The organism is Alteromonas sp. ABE4_545, from assembly GCF_056161325.1.
Window position 1 is genome coordinate 1 of record NZ_JBSWYY010000027.1, and the last position, 24,670, is coordinate 24,670.

Annotated in this window: 17 protein-coding genes and 1 tRNA gene; 3 read left to right on the top strand and 15 right to left on the bottom strand. The window is 46.0% G+C overall.

What is annotated here, in order from left to right:
• Nucleotides 1–141: 141 nt before the first annotated feature.
• The 9 genes from rpoC to ACXAH6_RS17210 all read right to left on the bottom strand — a co-directional run bounded on the left by rpoC (nucleotide 142) and on the right by ACXAH6_RS17210 (nucleotide 12,459).
• Nucleotides 142–4,320, bottom strand: a complete 4,179-nt coding sequence (gene rpoC / locus ACXAH6_RS17170) for a DNA-directed RNA polymerase subunit beta' (RefSeq protein ID WP_474878821.1) — start codon at nucleotides 4,318–4,320, stop codon at nucleotides 142–144.
• 76 nt (nucleotides 4,321–4,396) lie between these two features.
• Entirely contained in the window at nucleotides 4,397–8,425 is a 4,029-nt protein-coding gene (gene rpoB / locus ACXAH6_RS17175; protein ID WP_474878822.1) for a DNA-directed RNA polymerase subunit beta, read from the bottom strand.
• Nucleotides 8,426–8,762: 337 nt separating this feature from the next.
• Nucleotides 8,763–9,134 carry a 50S ribosomal protein L7/L12 gene (rplL, locus tag ACXAH6_RS17180; protein WP_474878824.1) on the bottom strand — a complete coding sequence of 124 codons (372 nt, stop codon included), beginning with the start codon at nucleotides 9,132–9,134 and terminating at the stop codon, nucleotides 8,763–8,765.
• 57 nt (nucleotides 9,135–9,191) lie between these two features.
• On the bottom strand, nucleotides 9,192–9,710 hold the full coding sequence (gene rplJ / locus ACXAH6_RS17185; RefSeq protein ID WP_474878826.1) for a 50S ribosomal protein L10: 519 nt from the start codon (nucleotides 9,708–9,710) through the stop codon (nucleotides 9,192–9,194).
• Nucleotides 9,711–10,016: 306 nt separating this feature from the next.
• Nucleotides 10,017–10,712 (bottom strand): 50S ribosomal protein L1, encoded by a 696-nt coding sequence (gene rplA / locus ACXAH6_RS17190; RefSeq protein ID WP_474878828.1) that lies wholly within the window; start codon nucleotides 10,710–10,712, stop codon nucleotides 10,017–10,019.
• Between the two features lie 4 nt (nucleotides 10,713–10,716).
• Complete coding sequence (gene rplK, locus ACXAH6_RS17195) at nucleotides 10,717–11,145, bottom strand: 50S ribosomal protein L11 (protein ID WP_474878830.1); 429 nt, start codon at nucleotides 11,143–11,145, stop codon at nucleotides 10,717–10,719.
• Nucleotides 11,146–11,364: 219 nt separating this feature from the next.
• On the bottom strand, nucleotides 11,365–11,928 hold the full coding sequence (nusG, locus tag ACXAH6_RS17200; RefSeq protein WP_474878831.1) for a transcription termination/antitermination protein NusG: 564 nt from the start codon (nucleotides 11,926–11,928) through the stop codon (nucleotides 11,365–11,367).
• A 1-nt stretch (nucleotide 11,929) separates the two neighbouring features.
• Nucleotides 11,930–12,307: a preprotein translocase subunit SecE gene (gene secE, locus ACXAH6_RS17205; RefSeq protein WP_474878832.1), complete on the bottom strand. Its 378-nt coding sequence runs from the start codon at nucleotides 12,305–12,307 to the stop codon at nucleotides 11,930–11,932.
• Nucleotides 12,308–12,382: 75 nt separating this feature from the next.
• A tRNA-Trp gene (locus tag ACXAH6_RS17210) sits at nucleotides 12,383–12,459 on the bottom strand.
• Between the two features lie 275 nt (nucleotides 12,460–12,734).
• Here ACXAH6_RS17210 and ACXAH6_RS17215 point away from each other — a divergent pair.
• Nucleotides 12,735–13,511 (top strand): DUF6174 domain-containing protein, encoded by a 777-nt coding sequence (locus ACXAH6_RS17215; protein ID WP_474878833.1) that lies wholly within the window; start codon nucleotides 12,735–12,737, stop codon nucleotides 13,509–13,511.
• A gap of 75 nt (nucleotides 13,512–13,586) precedes the next feature.
• Here ACXAH6_RS17215 and ACXAH6_RS17220 read toward each other — a convergent pair whose 3' ends face one another.
• From ACXAH6_RS17220 to ACXAH6_RS17230, 3 genes are all read right to left on the bottom strand, one after another.
• Complete coding sequence (locus ACXAH6_RS17220; RefSeq protein ID WP_474878834.1) at nucleotides 13,587–14,300, bottom strand: helix-turn-helix domain-containing protein; 714 nt, start codon at nucleotides 14,298–14,300, stop codon at nucleotides 13,587–13,589.
• 112 nt (nucleotides 14,301–14,412) lie between these two features.
• The gene (locus ACXAH6_RS17225; RefSeq protein ID WP_474878836.1) at nucleotides 14,413–16,254 is read right to left on the bottom strand and encodes an ABC transporter ATP-binding protein; all 1,842 of its coding nucleotides are present in this window, start codon (nucleotides 16,252–16,254) and stop codon (nucleotides 14,413–14,415) included.
• A 22-nt stretch (nucleotides 16,255–16,276) separates the two neighbouring features.
• Nucleotides 16,277–16,891, bottom strand: coding sequence for an RraA family protein (locus ACXAH6_RS17230; RefSeq protein ID WP_474878837.1), 615 nt, complete (start codon nucleotides 16,889–16,891; stop codon nucleotides 16,277–16,279).
• A gap of 210 nt (nucleotides 16,892–17,101) precedes the next feature.
• Between ACXAH6_RS17230 and ACXAH6_RS17235 the strand changes: the two genes are divergently transcribed.
• A complete protein-coding gene (locus ACXAH6_RS17235) occupies nucleotides 17,102–19,162 on the top strand; it encodes a M13 family metallopeptidase (protein ID WP_474878838.1) in 2,061 nt (686 codons plus the stop codon).
• A 136-nt stretch (nucleotides 19,163–19,298) separates the two neighbouring features.
• A complete protein-coding gene (locus ACXAH6_RS17240) occupies nucleotides 19,299–20,588 on the top strand; it encodes a DUF945 family protein (RefSeq protein WP_474878840.1) in 1,290 nt (429 codons plus the stop codon).
• Nucleotides 20,589–20,650: 62 nt separating this feature from the next.
• Here ACXAH6_RS17240 and dbpA read toward each other — a convergent pair whose 3' ends face one another.
• From dbpA to pyrC, 3 genes are read right to left on the bottom strand one after another with little or no spacing between them, the layout of a single operon-like run.
• The gene (dbpA, locus tag ACXAH6_RS17245; protein ID WP_474878842.1) at nucleotides 20,651–22,027 is read right to left on the bottom strand and encodes an ATP-dependent RNA helicase DbpA; all 1,377 of its coding nucleotides are present in this window, start codon (nucleotides 22,025–22,027) and stop codon (nucleotides 20,651–20,653) included.
• A 2-nt stretch (nucleotides 22,028–22,029) separates the two neighbouring features.
• Nucleotides 22,030–23,577, bottom strand: a complete 1,548-nt coding sequence (locus ACXAH6_RS17250) for a substrate-binding periplasmic protein (RefSeq protein WP_474878843.1) — start codon at nucleotides 23,575–23,577, stop codon at nucleotides 22,030–22,032.
• Between the two features lie 3 nt (nucleotides 23,578–23,580).
• Nucleotides 23,581–24,630 (bottom strand): dihydroorotase, encoded by a 1,050-nt coding sequence (gene pyrC, locus ACXAH6_RS17255; protein ID WP_474878845.1) that lies wholly within the window; start codon nucleotides 24,628–24,630, stop codon nucleotides 23,581–23,583.
• Nucleotides 24,631–24,670 lie beyond the last annotated feature (40 nt).

Consider the following 24,670-nt stretch of genomic DNA (forward strand, 5'->3'; position numbering starts at 1 on the left):
CATGTGATGAGACTCGTACTTCCATCTTCGTAGCATACAGGCCTCGGACTCATTCATCCACGGGTAAACCCGTGGTGTTCTGTCGCTTCGCGACCGGTCACATAAAAAAGGCGGCTTTCGCCGCCTTCTATGACAATACGCTTACTCTTCGCTTGACGCTTCGTTTGATACTTCTGCGTTCAATGCTTCAGTCAATGCCTGTTCAGCTTCTTCTGCAGAAACTGACAATTCAGCCATTGCGTCGGCACGGCGTTGAGCACGTTTCTCGTGGTAAGCGAAGCCCGTACCTGCTGGAATCAATCGACCAACAATAACGTTCTCTTTCAGACCACGTAGATCGTCTTCTTTACCCTGTACAGCGGCTTCAGTAAGTACGCGTGTTGTTTCCTGGAACGACGCAGCAGAGATAAATGACTCTGTAGACAATGAGGCTTTAGTGATACCCAATAGTTGGATTTCGTAAAGGGCACCCAATTTGCCTTGCTTTTCCAGTTCACGGTTTGCGATCTTCACTGCAGAAACTTCAACTTGTTCGCCTTCTAGGAACATGCTGTCGCCTGGTGCTGTGATAATACACTTACGTAGCATCTGACGGATAACGACTTCAATGTGCTTATCGTTAATTTTTACACCCTGTAGGCGGTAAACTTCCTGAACTTCGTTCACGATGTAGTTAGATACCGCACTCACACCACGTAGACGTAGGATGTCGTGTGGTGACTCAGGACCGTCAGCGATAACTTCACCGCGTTCAACTGTTTCACCTTCGAATACGTTAAGCTGACGCCACTTAGGAATCATCTCTTCGTATGCATCACCGTCTTTAGGTGTGATAACTAGGCGTTTCTTACCTTTAGTCTCTTTACCGAAACCAATGGTACCTGAAATTTCAGCCAAGATAGCAGGCTCTTTAGGCTTACGCGCTTCGAACAAGTCAGCAACGCGCGGTAGACCACCCGTGATGTCACGTGTTTTCGAGCTTTCCTGAGGAATACGTGCTAGCACGTCACCTTCGTTAGCCACTTTGCCTTCTTTCGCTTCGATAGTGGTAAAGCTTGGAAGACGAATTTCTTGTAAACCAAACTCTTCACTTTCTAGGATTAGTTTCGGCTCTTTAGCGTTAACTTTAGAAAGATCTTTAACAACGATACGCGTTAGACCAGTTAGCTCGTCTTGCTGCATCTCGGTGTTAGAATCATCAATATCGGCAAACGAGATCTTAGATGCACGTTCAACGATAATTGGGTGACTATGCGGGTCCCAGTTAGCAACGATATCGCCCGCTGCAACTGTAGTACCGTCATCAACTGACAATACCGCACCGTAAGGTACTTTATAACGTTCTTTCTCACGACCCTGATCATCGATCATCGTTAGTTCTGTTGAACGTGAAACGATAACGATCTTGCCGTCTGTGTTACGAACGTATTTGGCATTGTGTAGCTTCAAGCTACCAGCAGTTTTAACCTGAACGCTGTTTTCAGCTGACGCTCGTGATGCCGCACCACCGATGTGGAACGTACGCATGGTAAGCTGTGTACCTGGTTCACCGATTGACTGAGCCGCGATAACACCAACAGACTCACCTTTACCAACCATGTGACCACGTGCAAGGTCACGACCGTAACACTTCGCACATACACCAAAGTCGTTATCACAAGTGATTACTGAACGTACTTGAATTTGGTCAACTGAGTTGGCTTCAAGCATGTCTACTAGTGCTTCGTCTAGCAACACGTTACGTTCTACTAGTACTTCGTCAGTACCAGGTTTAAACACGTCTTCAGCTACAACACGACCAAGTACACGCTCGCGTAGCGGTTCTACAACGTCACCACCTTCGATAAGAGGTGTCATGCTCACGCCTTCAAACGTGCCGCAGTCGTCGTTAGTGATAACCAAATCTTGCGCAACGTCTACTAGACGACGAGTCAAGTAACCTGAGTTAGCTGTCTTCAATGCCGTATCGGCTAGACCCTTACGAGCACCGTGAGTTGAGATAAAGTACTGTAGTACGTTAAGACCTTCACGGAAGTTCGCCGTAATCGGTGTTTCGATGATTGAGCCATCTGGCTTAGCCATCAGACCACGCATACCAGCCAACTGACGAATCTGAGCGGCACTACCACGAGCACCCGAGTCAGCCATCATATAAACAGAGTTAAATGATGATTGCTCTTCTTCTTCGCCTTTCGCATTGATTACGATGTCGGTCTTAAGGTTATCCATCATCGCCTTAGCGACTTTTTCGTTCGCATTTGACCAGATATCGATAACTTTGTTGTAACGCTCACCGGCTGTTACAAGACCGCTTTGGAACTGTTCCTGAATCTCGATAACTTCCGCTTCTGCTGCATCGATGATGTCTTTCTTCGCATCAGGGATAACCATATCATCGATACCAACTGACGCACCCGCGATCATCGCGTAGTGGAAACCGGTATACATAATTTGGTCAGCAGCAATTACCGTATCTTTCAAACCAAGCGTACGGTAGCAAGCATTCAATAGGCCAGAAATTTGCTTCTTACCCATTGGTTTGTTGATGATTTCAAAAGGCAAGCCTTTTGGCAAAATCAACGAGAAGATCGCACGACCAACAGTGGTGTCTGTTAGTGTTACTTTTTCAACTTTAGAGCCGTCTTCTGCTACATCGTATTCAGTAATACGTACTTTAACGCGTGAGTGCAGTTCAGCGTTACCTGTGCGGTATGCTTTCTCTGCTTCGTTCGGGCTGGTAAATACCATGCCTTCACCTACACCGTTAACTTTGTCACGCGTTAGGTAATAAAGACCCAATACAACGTCCTGTGAAGGTACGATGATTGGCTCACCATTCGCAGGTGACAAGATGTTGTTCGTTGACATCATCAGTGCACGAGCTTCTAGCTGTGCTTCGATGGTCAAAGGTACGTGAACCGCCATTTGGTCACCATCGAAGTCGGCGTTATAAGCCGCACACACCAATGGGTGCAACTGAATCGCTTTACCTTCGATTAGGGTAGGTTCAAACGCTTGAATACCCAAACGGTGAAGTGTTGGTGCACGGTTTAGTAGTACTGGGTGTTCACGAATCACTTCGTCTAGTACGTCCCATACTTCCGGCGCTTCACGTTCTACTAATTTTTTCGCTGCTTTGATGGTTGTGGCTAAACCACGACCTTCCAGCTTGCCGTAGATGAATGGTTTGAACAATTCCAAAGCCATTTTCTTAGGCAGACCACACTGGTGTAGACGCAGTGTAGGACCAACGGTAATAACTGAACGGCCTGAGTAGTCAACACGCTTACCCAACAAGTTCTGACGGAAACGACCTTGCTTACCTTTGATCATATCGGCAAGTGATTTAAGAGGACGTTTATTAGAACCTGTGATAGCGCGGCCGCGACGACCGTTATCTAGTAGGGCATCAACAGATTCTTGTAGCATACGCTTTTCGTTACGTACGATAATGTCTGGTGCTGCAAGGTCTAGAAGACGCTTCAAACGGTTGTTACGGTTAATGACTCGACGGTAAAGATCGTTCAAATCTGATGTTGCAAAACGGCCGCCATCTAGTGGTACCAACGGACGTAGGTCTGGTGGCAATACTGGCAACACTGTCATAATCATCCACTCTGGCTTGTTGCCAGACTGCTGGAATGATTCAAGCAACTTCAAACGCTTAGTGATTTTCTTACGTTTGGTTTCAGAGTTGATTGAAGGTAGCTCTTCACGCATTGATGCAACGTCACCGTCAACATCAAGCACTTTCAATAGGTCGAAAATCGCTTCCGCACCCATTTTAGCTTCAAATTCATCGCCGTGCTCTTCAAGTGAATCTAGGTATTCTTCTTCGTTAAGAAGTTGGCTACGCTCTAGGGTAGTCATACCAGGTTCAGTTACTACGAATGATTCGAAGTAAAGTACACGCTCGATGTCACGAAGTGTCATATCAAGCATCAAACCGATGCGTGACGGCAATGATTTAAGGAACCAGATGTGTGCAACCGGGCTTGCTAATTCAATGTGACCCATACGCTCACGACGTACTTTAGTTAACGTTACTTCAACGCCACATTTTTCACAGATTACACCACGGTGCTTAAGGCGCTTGTACTTACCGCACAAACACTCATAGTCTTTTACTGGACCGAAGATACGCGCACAGAACAAACCGTCGCGTTCAGGCTTGAACGTACGGTAGTTGATGGTCTCCGGCTTTTTCACTTCACCGAATGACCATGAACGAATCATGTCCGGTGATGAAAGACCGATACGAATATTATCGAATTCTTCAGTCTTATTTTGTTGTTTAAGAAACTTTAATAAGTCTTTCACAATACTCTCCCAGCGGAGTCAGTCACTATGGCCCAGCGAACTGGGCCACCTTAATCAAAGAATGGCAAATGCCGAATTACTTTTCTTCCAACTCGATGTTGATACCCAACGAGCGGATTTCTTTAAGCAATACGTTGAAGGATTCAGGCATGCCTGGCTCCATTCTGTGGTCGCCATCAACAATGTTCTTGTACATCTTCGTACGACCGTTAACGTCGTCCGATTTCACAGTTAGCATTTCTTGTAGCGTATACGCTGCACCGTATGCTTCTAGTGCCCACACTTCCATCTCACCGAAGCGCTGACCACCGAACTGTGCTTTACCACCTAGAGGCTGCTGCGTTACTAGGCTGTAAGAGCCTGTAGAACGTGCGTGCATCTTATCGTCAACCAAGTGGTTAAGTTTCAGCATGTACATGTAACCAACCGTTACTGGACGCTCAAATTCGCGACCGGTACGACCGTCGAACAAAGCAATCTGACCGCTTTCTGGAATATCAGCTAGCTTCAGCATTTCTTTGATTTCAGATTCGCGAGCACCATCGAATACAGGTGTTGCTACAGGCACACCCTTACGTAGGTTTTCAGCTAGACGACGTACTTCGTGATCAGTGAAGTTATCAATGTCTACTTCTTGGTGATTCTCACCAAGTTCGTAAACCTTCTTCAAGAATTCACGGAGTTCAGCTAGCTCTCGCTGCTCTTTAATCATACGGTCGATCTTAACGCCAAGACCGTGTGCCGCCATACCCAAGTGGGTTTCTAGGATCTGACCGATGTTCATACGAGACGGTACACCTAGAGGGTTCAATACGATGTCTACTGGCGTGCCATCAGCATCGTAAGGCATATCTTCTACAGGCTGGATAGTCGAGATAACACCTTTGTTACCGTGACGACCGGCCATTTTGTCACCTGGTTGGATATGACGTTTAACCGCTAGGTAAACCTTAACGATCTTCAATACGCCTGGCGCTAGGTCATCACCTTGAGTGATCTTACGACGCTTGGCTTCAAACTTCTTATCAAAGTCGTTCTTGATTTCTTCATGTTGCTCTGCAATCTGATCAAGCTCGTTTTGAGCGTCTTCATTTTGCAATGGCATATCAAACCATTTTTCACGAGGAACAGCGTCAAGTTTCTCTTGAGCCACACCAGCTTTTAGCAACAAGTTTTGTGCACGAGCAAAGATACCGTCAGCAAGAATGTTGAATTCGTCTGACAAGTCTTTCTTCACTTGGCGCAACTGCATGTCTTCGATTTCAAGCGCGCGCTTGTCTTTCTCAACACCGTCACGAGTAAAGACTTGAACGTCAATTACCGTACCGTGTACTGAGTTAGGAACACGTAGTGACGTGTCTTTTACGTCAGACGCTTTCTCACCAAAGATTGCACGTAGTAGCTTTTCTTCAGGGGTAAGCTGAGTTTCGCCTTTAGGCGTTACTTTACCTACTAAGATATCGCCACCTTTAACTTCTGCACCGATGTAAACAACGCCTGATTCGTCAAGCTTGCTCAATGCAGACTCACCCACGTTCGGGATATCAGAAGAAATCTCTTCTGGCCCAAGCTTAGTATCACGAGCGATACAGCTAAGCTCTTGAATGTGGATAGTAGTGAAACGGTCTTCTTGCGCTACGCGCTCAGAGATCAAAATCGAGTCTTCGAAGTTGTAACCATTCCAAGGCATAAATGCGATACGCATGTTTTGACCTAGTGCCAAGTCACCCAAATCGGTTGACGGGCCATCAGCCAATACATCACCAGCCACAATTGGGTCGCCAACGCTACAAGTAGGACGCTGGTTAATACAAGTGTTCTGGTTAGAACGTGTGTACTTAGTCAGGTTATAAATGTCGATACCCGCTTCACCAGCAACCATTTCGTCTTCATCAACTTTGATAACGATACGGCTAGCGTCTACGTAATCGACCATACCACCGCGCTTAGCAACTACAGTAACACCTGAGTCAACAGCGATAGTACGTTCCATACCCGTACCAACTAGCGGCTTATCAGCGCGTAGTGTTGGAACAGCCTGACGTTGCATGTTCGCCCCCATCAATGCACGGTTAGCGTCATCGTGTTCTAGGAACGGGATGATGCTTGCAGCGATAGAAACGATTTGCTGTGGAGAAACGTCCATGTATTTGATGTCTTCTTTCGGCATCAAGGTTGTTTCACCACGGTGACGACATGGGATCAAGTCATCAAGTAGTTCAGCGTTTTCTGTCAATGCAACGTTAGCCTGTGCGATTGCAAACTGGCCTTCTTCAATTGCTGACAGATAATCGATTTCATCAGTCACAACACCGTCGACGATACGACGGAAAGGTGTTTCTAAGAAACCAAAGTCATTGGTACGTGCAAAGCTCGCCAATGAGTTGATCAAACCGATGTTTGGACCTTCAGGAGTTTCGATTGGACATAGACGACCGTAGTGAGTCGGGTGTACGTCTCGAACCTCAAAGCCTGCGCGTTCACGAGTCAAACCACCTGGGCCTAATGCAGAAATACGACGCTTGTGCGTTACTTCTGACAATGGGTTGTTCTGATCCATAAACTGTGACAACTGTGAAGAACCGAAGAATTCTTTCACTGCCGCAGAAATTGGCTTAGCGTTGATTAGGTCTTGAGGCATAACATTATCAAGATCGCCTAAACTCAAACGCTCTTTAACAGCACGTTCAACACGCACTAGACCAACGCGGAATTGGTTTTCTGCCATTTCGCCAACAGAACGAATACGACGGTTACCTAAGTGATCGATGTCATCAACTTCATCTTTACCATCACGGATCAAGATAAGTTGCTTCATCACATCAATGATGTCTTCTTTATCTAGGGTACCTGAACCAGTCAACTCTTCACGACCTAGGCGGCGGTTGAACTTCATACGACCTACAGAAGATAGGTCATAACGTTCGTCAGAGAAGAACAAGTTGTCGAATAGAGTTTCTGCTGCGTCTTTTGTTGGCGGCTCACCAGGACGCATCATGCGGTAGATCTCTACCAATGCTTCAAGGCGGTTTGTGCTGCTATCAATACGCAAGGTATCTGAAATGTAAGAACCGTGGTCAAGCTCGTTGATATAAAGAGTTTCGAATTCTTTGATACCCGCTTGGCTCAACTCAGCCATGTTCTCAAGGGTAGTCTCATCGTTAGCATTAACAATGATTTCGCCTGTGTCTTCGTTGATATAAGTACGACCGTAAACACGACCTAGCAAGTACTCTACTGGTACTTCTAGTTCAGTGATGCCCGTTTTTTCAAGTGCACGAGTATGACGCGCTGAAATACGACGACCAGTCTCAACAAGTACGTTGCCATCTGCATCTTTAATATCAAATGCAGCAGTTTCACCGCGAAGGCGATCAGCAACGATTTCCATCTTCATCACACCGTTATCGATACGGATTTGAACCGTGTCGAAGAAGGTAGATAAGATTTCTTCACTTGTCATTTCCAATGCGCGCAAGATGATAGTTGCTGGCAACTTACGACGGCGGTCAATACGAACGAACAAGTTATCTTTCGGGTCGAACTCAAAGTCTAACCAAGAACCACGGTAAGGAATAACACGTGCGTTATACAACACCTTACCAGAAGAGTGCGTCTTACCTTTATCGTGGTCGTAGAATACACCAGGAGAACGGTGCAACTGAGAAACGATAACACGCTCTGTACCATTGATTACGAAGGTTCCGTTTTCAGTCATCAACGGAATCTCACCCATGTACACTTCTTGTTCTTTGATATCTTTTACGGTACCGGGAGCTGCTTCTTTATCAAATAATACCAGGCGCAGTTTTACTCTTAATGGAGCTGAATAAGTGACACCACGAATTTGACATTCTTTAACATCAAAAACAGGTTCACCTAAACGGTAACTGACGTACTGAAGCTCTGAATTGCCTGAGTAGCTCTTGATGGGGAATACTGAACGGAATGCTGCTTCCAAACCGTATTGACCATCGGCATCGACTTCAATAAATTTTTTGAATGAATCAAGCTGAATTGAAAGAAGGTATGGAATTTCCAATACCTGTGGGCGTTTGCCAAAATCCTTACGGATACGTTTCTTTTCGCTATAAGAGTAAACCATGGGTTCCTCAGCCTGCTGATTTATGACCCAACCTGCTGTCTAATATGTTACTGCAAAGCGCACGTAGTGACGGAATCCCCCGTATACATTGCGTTGAAACCACATTAAACAACAAACTTCCACTACCCTTTAATTCGGGCATCACACCAGCATACACCAAAAATTAACCAATTTTTAGTTAAGTCGTTGGTTTTATGCTTTAAATGGTGTTTTGACCTTAGGCGCTAGGTGAATGACAGTCAAGGGCAAAAACTGTACACCCTACAGCGCAAAAAGGCTGGTGGTCAAAAAAACCACCAGCCTAAGCCATTTCTGGCTAGCAATTTGCTAATGCAAATTACTTGATTTCAACTTCTGCACCAGCTTCTTCAAGCTCTTTCTTAAGTGCTTCAGCTTCTTCTTTGCTTACGCCTTCTTTGATAGCTTTAGGAGCAGATTCAACTACTTCTTTAGCTTCTTTAAGACCTAGGCCAGTTGCGCCGCGAACTGCTTTGATAACAGCAACTTTGTTACCGCCGAAAGAAGTCATAACTACGTCGAACTCAGTCTTTTCTTCTGCAGCTTCAGCAGCAACAGCAGGACCAGCTACAGCAACAGCTGCAGTAGCTTCAACGCCGAATTTTTCTTCAGCTGCTTCGATTAGCTCAACCAATTCCATAACTGGCATTTCAGCAATCGCGTTTAAGATATCTTCTTTAGTTAGAGCCATTTTCTCTAAACTCCTGGGATTAAAATGTTAAAAAAATCAATATGCCAAAAACGAAAATTACTTCTCGTCTTTGATCGCCGCCAATACGCGCACAAACTTGGTAGGCACTTCGTTGATAGTTTGAACGAATTTGCCAACCGGTGCTTTGAAGGTTGCAAGTAGTTTTGCAAGCGCTTCGTCGCGAGTCGGAAGTGAAGCCACTGCGTCCAATTTCTCTGGACCTAGTAGACCACTACCAATTGAAAGTGCAGTTACTTTAAGCTTATCGTTTTGTTTCCCAAAGTCTTTGAAAAGACGTGCTGCACCGCCAGGTGCATCGATTGAGAAACCGTAGATAAGCGGACCAGTAAGAGCGCTTTCCAAGTCTGAGAACTTAGTTTCTGACAATGCGCGCTTAGCTAGTGTGTTACGTACAACTTTAAGGTATACGCCTTGTTCACGAGCTTTAACACGAAGGTCAGTAAGTTCTGCAACTTCCATCCCACGGTATTCAGCGACGGCAACGGATAGAGCGCGAGACGCAACGTCAGAAACTTCTGCTACGATCTCTTTTTTTGCTGCTAAACCTAGTGCCACTGAGTTCACCTCTTTGTATCTGATTAACTTGGTTACCCGCCTTAATCAGGGTTCACAGATTGATGCCAACATCATTGATGGCACCGCTCTACGGTGTTTGTTACCCCAGAGAGTCTGAGCCAAACCACCGTCTGCGCAGGCTTTCGCGATTAAGTAGTGCATTGAATGCGAAAGTTCTCTTACCTCTTTCGCTGCGCTACACCTGCGGTCTTGGACGGGAGCTATTAAATTTCGCTTTTGGCGAGTGTTAACAGCTCCAACCCATAACCTTTAAGAGAGCCAACCTCATCCAGGTTGGCGAGACAATTACTGACCTACGGTCGCTTTGTCTACAGTTACGCCTGCGCCCATAGTGGTGCTCAAGCTAACTTTCTTGAAGTAAGAACCTTTAGCAGAAGAAGGCTTAGCTTTCTTCAATGCTTCTAGCAACGCTTCCAAGTTTTCTTGGATTTGCTGAGGTTCGAATGCGATCTTACCGATGCTAGCGTGGATGATACCGTTCTTATCGTTACGGTAGCGAACCTGACCAGCTTTAGCATTCTTAACAGCTGTTGCTACGTCTGGCGTTACAGTGCCAGTTTTAGGGTTAGGCATTAGGCCACGTGGACCTAGGATTTGACCTAGTTGACCAACAACACGCATTGCGTCTGGGCTGGCAACAACAACGTCAAAGTTTAGCTCGCCTTTCTTAACTTGGTCAGCTAAATCTTCCATACCTACAACGTCAGCACCAGCTTCTTTAGCTGCTTCTGCGTTTGCGCCTTGAGTAAATACGGCAACGCGAACTTCTTTACCAGTACCGTTAGGTAGTACAGTTGCACCACGAACGTTTTGGTCAGATTTCTTAGCATCGATACCCAAGTTGATTGCTACGTCTACGCTTTCTGCGAACTTAGCAGTTGCCAACTCTTTCAACAAAGCGATAGCTTCGTTGATATCGTATTCTTTAGTTGCGTCAACTTTTTCGCGAATTAGACGAGCGCGTTTAGTTAGTTTAGCCATTCGATTATCCCTCTACGTTCAAGCCCATTGAGCGAGCAGAACCCGCGATTGTGCGAACAGCAGCGTCAAGGTCAGCTGCAGTAAGATCTGGCTCTTTAGTTTTAGCAATCTCTTCCAACTGAGCGCGAGTAACAGTACCCACTTTCTCAGTGTTAGGACGGCCAGAACCACTCTTGATGCCAGCAGCTTTCTTAAGCAAGAATGACGCAGGAGGCGTTTTAGTTTCGAATGTGAAAGAACGGTCTTCGTATACAGTAATTTCTACTGGTACTGGAGCGCCTTTCTCAAGACTTTCAGTTTTCGCGTTGAAAGCCTTACAGAATTCCATGATGTTTACACCGTGTTGACCTAGTGCAGGACCAACGGGTGGTGAAGGGTTAGCAGCGCCAGCTGCAACCTGTAGCTTGATTAAGCCAGTGACTTTTTTCGCCATTGTTTAATGCTCTCGTTATTGGGTCAAACGCCTCGCAAATAATGAGTTTATTTGCTCAAGTGGCTTCCCGTTCCAAATAAAAGGGCGCAAATTATAGATGATGCGCACTTCGCACGCAAGTACAAAATAACAGCAAAGCTGAAATTTTTATCCTTACGTTTACTAATTAAGATGCACAAAAGGCGACTCTCGTCGCCTTTTACACTTCAAAACAGACGTTTAGCCTTTTTCGACTTGGCTGAATTCCAAATCTACTGGCGTTGAACGACCGAAAATCAATACAGAAACCTTCACTCGGCTCTTCTCGTAGTCGACTTCTTCGACTACGCCGTTGAAGTCGGCAAATGGACCGTCGATAACACGTACCACTTCGCCCGGCTCGAACAATGTTTTTGGTTTTGGCTTATCAACCGACTCTTCTAGACGGTTCAAAATAGCATCTGCTTCGCGTTGAGAAATCGGCATAGGACGATCAGATGTGCCACCGATAAAGCCCATTACGCGAGGTACGCTTTTTACCAAATGCCATGAATCTTCATTCATTGCCATTTCAACTAAAACGTAACCAGGGTAGAACTTACGCTCTGATTTACGTTTTTGGCCTGCACGCATCTCAACCACTTCTTCAGTAGGTACGAGTACCTGCCCGAAGTAATCTTCCATGCCGTGCATTTTGATGTATTCAAGTAGCGTTTTCTTTACGCGCGATTCGTACTGAGAGTATGCCTGAACGACATACCAACGTTTTTTCGCGACTTCTGGTTGTTGATTCTCTTCAGACATTTTACGCTCCAATGCCGGTAATGAAGCTAACTAGACGTACGATGATGCCATCTAGACCCCACAGAATCAGTGACATCACTGCCGTTGCAGCCATAACAATCAATGTTGTTTGGTTTGCTTCTTGGCGAGTAGGCCATACAACCTTACGCACTTCGATTCGTGATTCTTTTGCAAACGTCAGAAAAGCTTGGCCTTTCTCAGTGCTCGCAGCGATAAAGCCCGCTACTGCCACGATCACTACCGCTGCCAACGCACGATACAATACTGAAATTTCACCCAACATGCTGTTTGCTACAACTAAGCCTAGCAACAACGCAATGGTGATCAACCATTTCAACATATCAAGTGGATTTGAATTACTTTCCGTTTTTTCGCTCATCTCACGATCCTAGCATTACCGCTTTACTATACACGCTACACTTTGCGAAGATTCGCCGAGCACAACGCCTTAATCTGGCAGGGGTGGAGGGACTCGAACCCCCAACCATCGGTTTTGGAGACCGCTGTTCTACCAATTCGAACTACACCCCTGTAGGCCCTAAGGCACAACTTACACTACCCTTGTGATTGACGTCTTTTCGGAGGAAAGTGCGGTATCGCAAGGGAGGGACGCGTATTATACTCAACAAACCCCGAGTTACAAGTAGTTTATTGGTGTTGGAAAAACCACGGCGCATATCATGCCATACATCCTACTGACTCAAATGTGCAAGCCGTTTGACAGTTCACAAGGCTCGTTATAACGTTCACTAAGCATTCAATGCTTTATTCGCTCCTGAATACGTGAACATGACAAAGAGGGATTTATGTTAGGTCGAACGCGTTTTGGTTTCGCTGCTTTATGTTGCGGGTTAATCACCGCTTGTAATAGCGATTCGAATGATATTTTAGCAAAGCTCAATGAAAGCCGTTCTAAGTGGGAAAATAAGAACATCGACACTTATCAACTCAGTTATCGGAAATCTTGTTTTTGTTTGGATGAAGCCGTACAAACACGGAAGGTGTTCGTGGAAGATGATGAAGTCGTTTCACAAGTGATCGCCGACACAAATAAGGCGCTCAGAACATCCGATTTTGAAGTATTCACTATTGACGAACTCTTCGCATTGATTGCACTTGAGGAGAGTACCGTCGAGTCGATTGAAGTGGAGTACGATGAGGAGTTTGGCTATCCGACCGTGATAAGAATAGATGGTAATAAACAAATAGCAGATGACGAATATTCCTTATACATCACAGAATTTGACCCCATTACGGAACCGGTAAGTTGCACCACTGATGTTACATACGGGCTGTCGTTGTCGATAATCGACAACGGTGACGCCACCCCCATTGCCTGTGACGTTACCGTTACTGCAATTGATAATGAACAGAATGTGGATTATTCAGAGACAGCCATTAATGATGGCACGGCATGCTCTGATGATACGGCCATCGCCATGTTGGCTGAACGCGCAGGGTTTTACGAATTGACTATTGAAAAAACAGGATACCAAACACTCACCATTGAAGACGTTGGCATTGGACGAGGAATTTGTCACGTCTACCCCTACGAACTCACTGTCGAGTTAACCCAAGAATAGTCATAAACGCGATGACGAGAAGCCGGGTTTCCTTCCCTAAATGAACACTCGGCTTCATCGTCTGTAGTTTTTCGGTTAGTTGCGAAGCACCGCAAACTTTTGCTGAAAAGCGAGCCCGAGTACACCAAGCATAAAAAACACGATACCCAAGGCTGTCATTAAGCCATTTTGATATTGAGGTACCGAGACTTTACCAATAAAGGAGTAAAGTCTGGACCCCTCTTCAACCAAACGCGACGTTTGCCGTCCTTCGTACTGAGGGAGGATCATCACATCGACTTTCTCGCGCTGATACATTTGTTTTCTCTTAGCTTCAATAGCATCGCGATCGTTGCTCATAATATGACGCCACACCACAAAAATATCTTCCGGCTCACCCGGATAAACCACGCCTTTTGATGAGTATTCGTATTGAGTTTCAGAAAAAATGTGCTTTGACGTACCGCCATAGATCAACCCACAACCTATAGATAAAACCAATATACAGCCCAACAAGTAATGCTTTAACCAACTCGCGGTTTTGAGCTTTTCTTTTTCGGTGAACGCTTTTATTTGTGGAATTTGTTGCAGCTTTACATCACTAGATATTGAGTCAATATTGTCGAGGAAGGCGTCGATTGATACCGAAAAAGCATCTAACAGAGCGTTAAATACCTCGGCGGACGGTATAGATTTATCGTTTTCTAGTTTGGATAAATAAGATTGCTCAATCCCCATCTTCTCAGAGAGCTCGGGTTGACTCATAGATTGTTGTTGACGAAGTTGCTTTATGCGATTGCCCAAAGTCATTGTTGTACTTCCAGTTGTAGTGAATGAACGCCCTATTCTTGGTTATTCCTCTGAGACTTTTTAGAAGAATAACCGCGAATATTAGCGCCTATTTCGTCATTTTGGTAAGGCGTTACTCTAATCCTAAGAAGCCACCTGTTTGATGAGCCCACAATTTGGCATAAATACCGCCTTGCTCGATGAGTTCTGCATGAGAGCCACTTTCCACAATTTGCCCCTTGTCTAACACTAACAAGCGGTCCATCTGCGCAATGGTCGACAGGCGGTGCGCAATGGCGAGTACGGTTTTTTGTTCCATCACGCGATTTAGACAAGCCTGAATCGCGGCTTCGACTTCTGAATCTAGCGCAGAGGTTGCTTCATCTAAAATCAGAATCGGCGCATCTTTTAACAATACTCGGGCAATGGCGATACGTTGGCGTTGCCCACCAGAAAGTTTCACACCGCGCTCGCCTACATGTGCGTCGTAGCCTGTACGACCGTCTTTGTCAGACAAGCTCAAGATAAACTCATGGGCCTCTGCCTGCTTGGCGGCCGCAATCATTTGCTCTTCCGTTGCATCGGTTTTGCCGTACATAATGTTGTCTCGTACCGAACGATGCATCAGTGACGTGTCTTGGGTAACCATACTGATACTGGCTCGCAAGTCTTCTTGCTTCACCGATTCAATAGGCTGACCGTCAATAACAATCTGACCAGAGTTAGTATCGTAAAAACGCAGCAATAGGTTCACCAGAGTTGACTTACCCGCACCAGAACGCCCCACTAACCCGACTTTTTCGCCGGGTTTGATCAGCAAATCTAAGTTTTTGAACACGTGGATCAACTGATTGTCTGCGCCCGGGTAGGCAAAATTCACCTTATCGAAGTGAATTCCCCCGCCGTTGACTGACAAACCAGAGGCATTGGTTTTGTCTTGCACTGATATGGGTTTAGATAGCGTGTTAATACCGTCTTGCACCGTCCCCAGATGTTCAAACAAGCCCGCGACTTCCCACATGACCCAATGAGACATGCCGTTTAATCGCAGACATAAACTCACTGCAATGGCAATTTCGCCCGGTGACACGATTTGGTTTAACCACAAATACACACTCATGGCGCCAATGGTGAAGATCAAGAGTGCATTGGCAAGTTCAACACAAAATTCCAGAATGGTGACCAAGCGCATTTGCGGATAAACCGTGTGCAAAAACCTATCCATGCTATCTCGTGCGTAGGTTGCTTCGCGTTGAGAATGAGAGAACAATTTAACGGTTTGAATATTGGTGTAGCTATCAACAATACGCCCGGTCATTACCGAGCGAGCATCCGCCTGTGCCTGAGACACGGCTTTTAACTTTGGCACCAATACGCGCAAAATAAGAATGTATACGCCAAGCCAAATTAATAACGGAATAGCTAAGCGCCAATCTGCACTGAAGATTAAAACCACCATCGAGATAAAGTACACCCCGATATACACCATTAGATCGAGCAATTTCATCACGGTTTCGCGCACTGACAGCGCAGTTTGCATTACTTTAGTGGCAATTCGGCCGGCAAATTCATTATGGAAAAAGCTAATGCTCTGCCCCAATAAGTAGCGATGTGCCTGCCATCGAATTCGCATGGGGTAATTCCCGAGTAATGACTGGCGAGAAAACAACGAGCGCAATAGTATCGAACCGGGGATCAAGAGCAGTATGACTACGCCCATCAAAATTAAGCGGTCAGCCTCTTGTTCGAGAAAATCTGCGCGTTCAATTGTACTAAACCAGTCGACTAACTGCCCTAGGAAGCCAAACAGTAACACTTCGAGCGCAGCAACAATGGCACTGAGCACAGACACGGTGAGCATCACCTTCCACATGCCTTGTGTATAATGACGACAAAACGCAACCAGCCCTTTGGGGGGCTGGCTTGGCGTATCGTCTGGGAAAGGTTGGGTCAATCGCTCGAAGAATGAAAACATTAACTACTGCTCGATAATTTGGTCAGGATTCGAAACCTAGCTTAGTGAGGATGGATTCGACTTTTTCAAGGTGTTGCGCTTGCCATTCCTCTAAGCTCATGGCAGCGTCTTTCTCTCCCCTAGCCTTACCAATGGCATAGGTCTCTTGGGCTTTAGCGTGAGGAATGACAGCAATTCCTTCTTCGTCAGCCACGATAATATCGCGATCGTGAACCGTTACGCCACCACAAACAATGGGTTGATTCAAAGGCGTTATTACTTTTTTTGCACCGGGTTTCGGCACTACACCACGGGCAAAAACAGGAAACTGCATTTCTCTAACCTCTGCGAGGTCCCGTATGACACCATCAACCACAAACCCCGCAACCCCACGTTTTTGTGCAATAGCACACACATTACCACCAGCAACTGCAAAGGCATCATCTGCTTCTACCACAATGATATCTCCGGGCTTCGCACGATAAATGGCTGCGTGTAACATTAGATGGTCACCCGGTTCACATTTAACCGTAAAGGCTGGCCCTGCGATTCTCGGGCACCCAGCCCATAATGGCGCAATGGCATAATCAACAAACTGCTCACGAGGTAGTGCATCGGCATAATCACAAGGGGAAACATCAGCATAATTTATTGGCATAAGGGCTCCATTCAACGTTGTAGGGTTTTGTTGTTTTTTTCAACACTATAACAGCTATATCCCACTAAGTTGTTACAACTTGTGTATTATCACCATTTCCTGTTTTCCCTCGCTCTGCAACATGCTATTACATTAGGCTGATAAAAATTTACGCGGCAACATGCGTAATCATTTCACACTCAAATAACGAATAATCAGACAGGAATACTCATGCGTCGTTCATTACTTAGTTTAAGTGTAGTGCTCGCTCTAGCAGCTTGTAGCCCACAACCCGAGTCAACTTCATCAACTACTGCCGATAGCGCAGCGACTCAACAAGCATTAAGTTCAGGGATCATGAAAGACAATATGGACCTTTCAGTAAAACCTGGAGATGACTTCTTCAATTACGTCAATGGCGCTTGGGTAAAGCAAATTGAAATCCCTGCTGATAAGTCTTCGTATGGCTCTTTCCAGATTTTGCGCGATGAAGCACAAGAAGACGTGATGGCAATCATCAAAACCTCGGCCGAAGGTGATTTTAAAGCTGGCAGTGATGAACAAAAAGTGGGTGATTTCTATAAAGCCTACATGGACACCGAAAAACGTGACGCGCTAGGTCTAACGCCAATCCAACCAGAGCTAGCTAAAATCGATGACATCAGTAACTACAGCGAATTGGCTACCTACTTTGCTTACGCTAACCGTTATGGATTCGGCGCTCCCTTTGCGCTAGGCCAATATGCAGATTTCAAATCACCTGAAACCTATATGGTATATACCTGGCAGGCTGGCCTTGGTCTGCCCGATCGCGAATTCTACTTTAAAGATGATGAAGCGTCGGAAAACATTCGTACTAAATACGTCGCTCACATAGAACGCATGTTCAATATAGCCGGTTTTGATAAGCCAGCAGAGAGCGCTGAAATGCTGATGGCATTGGAAAGCCGTATTGCTGAACTGCATATGAAGAAAGAGCTGACGCGCGACTGGACAGCTAACTACAACAAAGTCGCACTTGAAGACCTCCCAAGTGTAATGAGCAAGTTTGATTGGGACGCCTACCTTAAAGAAGCCCAATTTACTGACCTCGATGGTCTTGTAGTCATGCAAACTGAATTTATGGGCAACCTAGATGCCCTGATTCAAGACGTATCTCTGGACGATTGGAAAACCTTCTTAAAGTGGAATTTGCTAAATGCTGCTTCGGGTAACCTAACGACAGCACTAGACGAAGCAAACTTCGATTTCTACAGCAAAGTACTGTACGGTGTTGAAGAGCCCCGCCCATTATGGCGCCGTGCCGTTGGCCTATTGAACAACCATGTTGGTGAAATTATCGGTAAGGTGTATGTGAAGAAGCACTTCCCGCCTGAAGCGAAAGATCGCATGATGGAAATGGTTAACAATCTATTGCTAGCTTACAAAGCTAGTATTGAAGATCTCGATTGGATGACCGATGAAACCCGCGCAGAAGCATTGGATAAGCTGTCAAAGTTCACCGTAAAAATCGGTTACCCCGATCAGTGGAAAGACTACACAGCGCTAACAGTAAAAGGCGACGACTTGTTCGGTAACTTGAAGCGCTCTTCTGACGTTGCTTATGAAGAGATGCTGAAGAAACAAGGCGGTCCGGTTTGGGATCACGAGTGGGGTATGACCCCGCAAACTGTGAACGCCTATTACTCGCCTGCTCACAACGAAATTGTATTCCCTGCCGCAATCCTACAGCCGCCATTCTTCGATATGAATGCAGACGACGCCGTTAACTACGGTGGTATTGGTGCAGTTATCGGCCACGAAATCGGTCATGGCTTTGACGATTCAGGCAGTACGTTCGACGGCGACGGTAAATTGCGCAACTGGTGGACAGAAGCTGACAAACAAGAGTTCGAAGCAAGAACCGCGAAACTTATCCAGCAATATGATAACTTTGAAGCGCTGGAAGGCTTGCACGTAAACGGTGAGTACACCTTGGGCGAAAACATTGGCGACCTTGGTGGTATTAGTATTGCACTGAAGGCGTATCATATGTCACTAGCAGGGGAAGCATCGCCTGTACTAGATGGTTTTACCGGTGACCAACGAGTGTTCATAGGTTTTGGCCAAGTGTGGGCTAACAAATACCGTGACGAAGCGTTGCGTAACCAGGTGGAAACTAACACACACTCGCCTTCACATTTCCGTGCGAACGGTTCCGTACGCAATGTGCCGGAATTTTATAAAGCATTCGACGTACAACCAGGTGACGCTTTATATCTTGCACCTGAAGAGCGTGTAAAAATCTGGTAATACCGTACAAAGTACGGTTTTATACTCAAGGCCCATTTGGTTTAATGGGCCTCATTTATTTTTGCGAAATGACTTCCTGCCGTAATGACGCATTCGCTCTTTACTTTGCATGGAGCACGAAGAAAAAGGAGATACGATGAACGCAAAATCACTCATCTTGTTGTCTGCAGGCGCTGTTTTAGTTGCTGGTGGCGCAACAATATACACAGGTAATGCCTACGACTCTGCCATACAAGAACAGGTTAACTTGTATAACACTCAGCTGAAAGAATTGGGCTTTGACGCGGTTTACACCAACAATGCGTCGAGTTTTTTCTCTCGAGAAGATCAGCTAACAATCACAATAACCGAAGATTACTTCATGAAAATCGGCATGCCAGCGGATGACATTGAACCTATGTCGATCACCATGAATAACCACTGCACGATTTTTCCGTTTTACGTTTCCTGTAATAACGACTTTACCCTAGGCGACGATAGCCTTTCTGAGACAATCAAACCTTTCATAGAAAGTGTAGATTACCAAATTAGCTGGTCACTGAATGCGCTGACACAAACTATCTATTCTGAGTTCACTACACAGCAATATGTGTTCAGTGACGAAGAGCATCAATTCACCATCGACCCCATTTACATGGAAGGTAAATCTGGTACAGACTTCAAAAACACCGTATACAACCTCGACTGGGAAGGAATGACTGCAGTCATTCAGGAGCCAATGGGCAAAGTCAGTGTTGAGCTAGGAGCAATGCACTTCGAAGGCAATATGGAACGAGTGAAAGACGCACTCTATACCGGTGATATGACCGGCAATATGAGCCACTTTGCCATAACCGGCGACAATAGCATGGCCATGAAAGCTGAAAATATGACCATGAGCACTTCGACCAAGAAGCTAGATGCGGCTCTGTATAGCATGGGTTATACCTTTAATGCTGACGCAGTCACCGTTGAGAGTGTCGAACCTGTTGTTGTCAAAGATATTAAAGTTGACGTTGGTCTATCTGGATTAAGCGAAGCGTTTTTAGAGGTAATGTCTGGCTTCAATCAAACATTTGACCCAGAAGATCCAGAATCGATAAAAACCTTATTAAACACAATGGGCGAAAACCCGCTTAAGCTTAATGTCGATAATGTAGCGTTTAATTATAAAGACGTCGATGTAACATCAACTGGCTCTGCAGACTTAGCGGCGTTTTCATTCGCTGATATCGAAGCGCAAACGCTACCCGAGAAGGTCAACGCAGAATATAGCATCACCATTGGCAAAAACGCATTGGAAGCGATGCCAGAGATTGCTCCTATGCTCGACCAATATCTGCAAATGGGCGTGATAACCCAAACTGAAGACGGCACTTATACCACAAAAATCACTTTTGAAAACCGTATGGTTTCAGCGAATGGTGTACCAATTACCCAGCTGTAAGTGCATGTACTACTGCAAAAAAGGGCGCTGAATTAAGCGCCCTTTTTGGGTCAAAGCCCGTGTTAAATGAGTTTTTTCGCTTTCACTTTTTTGCCTTTAATGCGTCCTTCTCTGAACTGACGAAGCGCTCGTTTTACGCTGCGAATTTTAATGGCAACATAGCTACGGCTATTCTGTACCGCAATTTTACCAATGTCGGCACCATCAATCTCCGCTTCTTTCGTTAAAGAACCTAGGATGTCGCCCGGGCGTATTTTTTGTTTTTTACCGGCATTAAAGGTGATACATGCAAACTCTGGCTCGGGTACGCGATTAGCGTGAAAACGAAGGCTTTCAGCGCCTTTACGTGGGATCGCGATATCCATTAACTCTTCAATACGTGCCACTTTTATCTCTTCACTGTCGCTACACAAAGTGATGGCTTTACCTTCAGCACCGGCTCGGCCAGTTCGCCCAATACGGTGAACGTGGACTTCTGGCTCTTCCGAAACCTGATAATTAATCACCAAAGGTACTGCGGGAATATCTAACCCTCGGGCCGCCACATCGGTTGCGACCAATACGGTCAATGTGTCGCTCGCAAAGCGCATTAACACGTCTGTACGTTGCTCTTGTTCCATATCACCGTGTAACGCGGCAGCGGCAATGCCATCGGCATAAAGCATCTCAAAGACATCTTGCGCGTCGACCTTCTTTTGGCAAAAAACCATACAACAACTTGGTTGATAAGTAGAAATCAGCGCTTTCAAGGCGTTGTAGCGCTGATCATCTCGCACTTTGTACACCAATTGCTCGATATTAACTTTGACTTGTTCATCAGCCACTTTGCAGTGAACCGGTTCCCGTAAATGAGTCTTGGCTACTGCTTCGACTTGGGGAGAAAAAGTTGCCGAAAACAAAAGCGTTTGTACTTGGTGTGGCACATTGGCAAATATAGCATCGAGGTCTTCTTCAAAGCCCATATCAAGCATGCGATCAGCCTCATCGAGTACTCTGCATCGCACTTTTGATAAATCTAAACGGTGCTTTTCAACATGGTCACGCACCCTACCCGGCGTCCCAACCACAATTTGGCAGCCGTGTTTTAGCGAACTAATTTGTGGGCCCATAGGCTGGCCACCACAAAGGGTTAAGACTTTGAGGTTAGCAATCCCTTTACCTATCACTCGGCACTGTTCAGCCACTTGCTCTGCAAGTTCACGGGTAGGACACAGAATAACGGCTTGAGGGTCGTATTCAGTAACGTCGACTTGTTGCAAGCACACCAAGCCAAACGCCGCCGTTTTACCACTCCCTGTTTTTGCCTGCGCGAGCATGTCTTTGCCCGCTAAAGAATCGGGTAATGAAGCCGCTTGTATCGGTGTCATGTCGACAAAGCCGGCTTGATTAAGCCCGTGTAATAATTCCGCTTTTAACGGCAATGTGGTAAATGTGGTCATTCCTACTCTTCCGGCCATAATTTTACTACTTGATGCTCAATATGCACCGGGCCAAAAGGTGCTTCATTAAGCGTTTGCGTCCATTTTTGAATAAATGCACCAAACTGTTCGGTTTGCTTCAGCTTTGCAGCGGCTAGCTTAAGTTGTTCCACCAATCGAGGGGGTGTGCCTTGTTTAGATAACGCAAGGTAGGTGGTCACTTCTTTAAAGGTATGAACACGTTCTATTTGCACACAGTCAATTGCCAATTGTTTACAGCCCACCGCGATTGCCCCTTGCGACGTAAACAGTAAATCGACTTCGTTGTTAACTAACCCTTTGAATGCTTCAAACCAGTTCTCGTAACTTTGCGTGTTCAACCCAGCTTGATGCGCAATATCAGCCCGATAATCGCCTTTGATAACAGCTAATACACTGTCTATCGGTATGGCAGATAAACTCGAGTATTGTCGGTGTTCACCGCGGCGTGCATAGACGCCCTGCAAACTCGCCGCGACTGGAGTGATCCAATGAAACAAAGATTCTCGTTCAGGCGTACGTGCTACGGGAAAAGCTAATACATTGGGTTTACTGGTCACTTCTTTGTAAATCCGCTCCCACGGCGCCATAAGAATGCTCTGATCTAAGCGAGCTTGGGCAAGAATATCCTGCACCATTTCTGCGGCAAATCCGTGCAGCGTTCCGTACTCATCACGTTCACTAAAATAAGGCGTATGCTCTGTCAGCACCCATAAATCCCGTCCATCACTTTTCGTCGGGCGATGGGAGAACAACAACACGCCGTCGGCCTCTTGCATCTGCACATTTTCAAGCGGGAGGGCGCCTAGTGTGCGCTTGACCAACCCCTGAAAACGGGCGGAAATCTTATATTCCGAAGCCGCGTTCATCAAAACTTCTGCCAACGCTTGATTTGCACTCGACTTACGCATGGCTAAGTAGCTGTATCCCACATCGGTGTGCAAAAGTGGAACGAGGTCGTCGCAATCGATGTTAGCTTCACCACACGACAAAGACATACCTACGGGTGAATAAAACACACCTTGAACGCGACCTTTTTTGACCAACTCTATGGCCTGAACCCATGTAGAGGTTTCTACCAAGCCAATGTGAGAATACTGGCGAATGGCATCCTCACGATAGTCGTGCCGCATCACACTAACCGACTCAATATGTTCGAGTGTTGCGCCTTTTATTTGGTGTAAAGGCGAATCTTTGAGTACAAACAACGTCGCTGGATTAGCCGCAATTGGCGTAATCCAGTAGTAATCATCTTCACGCTTGGGAATACGGGCTAAACCCGCGATTAACGAACTGGGGTTTTCCTTAGCATCAACGAGTGCGCGAGCAAAAGGCACGGGTTGAACATCGGCTTGCAAATTAGCTTGCGCCAATACCCCCTCTGCAAGCTCTACGGCATAACCAGTGACGCGCCCCGAACTCGAAACTTCACTGAATACCGGCAGCGGTGTCGTAAGTACGACAACAGATGTGTCTTTGGCCTGAGCGGAAATCGCAAGCAGGCCAACAAACAATAGAACGAACAGTCGCAAAATCTAGCCCTTAGTAAGGCCAGACTCCAGCTTCCATTGCAATGTTTGACCGGCGAAGAAAGGTACCATCTCTGTACCATCGGCTAAGGTAACTTGTTCTGGCACTTGCCAGTCTTGACGCACTAAGGTGATGGTTCCTTCGTTTAGCGGCAAGCCGTAAAACGCTGGGCCATGCAAGCTCGCAAAACCTTCCAGCTTGTCTAGTGCACCTAGCTGCTCAAACACTTCCGCGTAAAGTTCAATCGCGCTCCATGCACTGTAGCAACCCGCACAACCGCAACAGCTTTCTTTACGGTGCTTAGCATGCGGCGCTGAATCGGTACCTAAGAAGAACTTAGGCGACCCTGTAGCCACCACTTCACGTAACGCTTGCTGATGTGTGTTGCGTTTTAATACGGGTAAACAATAGTTATGTGGACGAACGCCACCAACTAACAAATCATTGCGATTGAGCAGTAAGTGTTGAGGCGTAATAGTGGCGGCAATATTGTCAGCTCCCGCAACAACGAAATCGGCGGCATCTTTTGTGGTGATGTGTTCAAACACCACTTTCAGCGCAGGAAAGTCTTTCACAATTTTAACCATGTAAGTATCGATAAATACTTTTTCGCGGTCAAAAATATCAATATGAGATTCGGTGACTTCACCGTGAATCAAAAGCAACATGCCTTCTTTTTGCATCGCTTCAAAAACGGGATACAAGGCTTCAATACCTTTAACAGCGGCATCTGAGTTAGTTGTCGCTCCAGCAGGGTAGAGCTTGCAAGCCACCACACCGGCGGCTTTAGCATCAGCAATATCTTGTGCTGTAGTATCATTGGTCAAGAAAAGCGTCATCAAAGGCTCAAACGCACTCCCTGCCGGTCGCGCGGCCAAAATACGGTCTCGATAAGCCGTCGCCATTGCGGCATTAACAACTGGAGGCACCAAGTTTGGCATTACTATGGCACGAGCAAAACAGCGTGCTGTTGCCGGCACAGTTTCATTCAGCATTTCGTTGTCACGAAAGTGCAAATGCCAGTCATCTGGCGTCCGAATCGTCAATGATTGCATTGATTAGCTACCTAATTTCAGCGTTGAAGATACAAAGCGA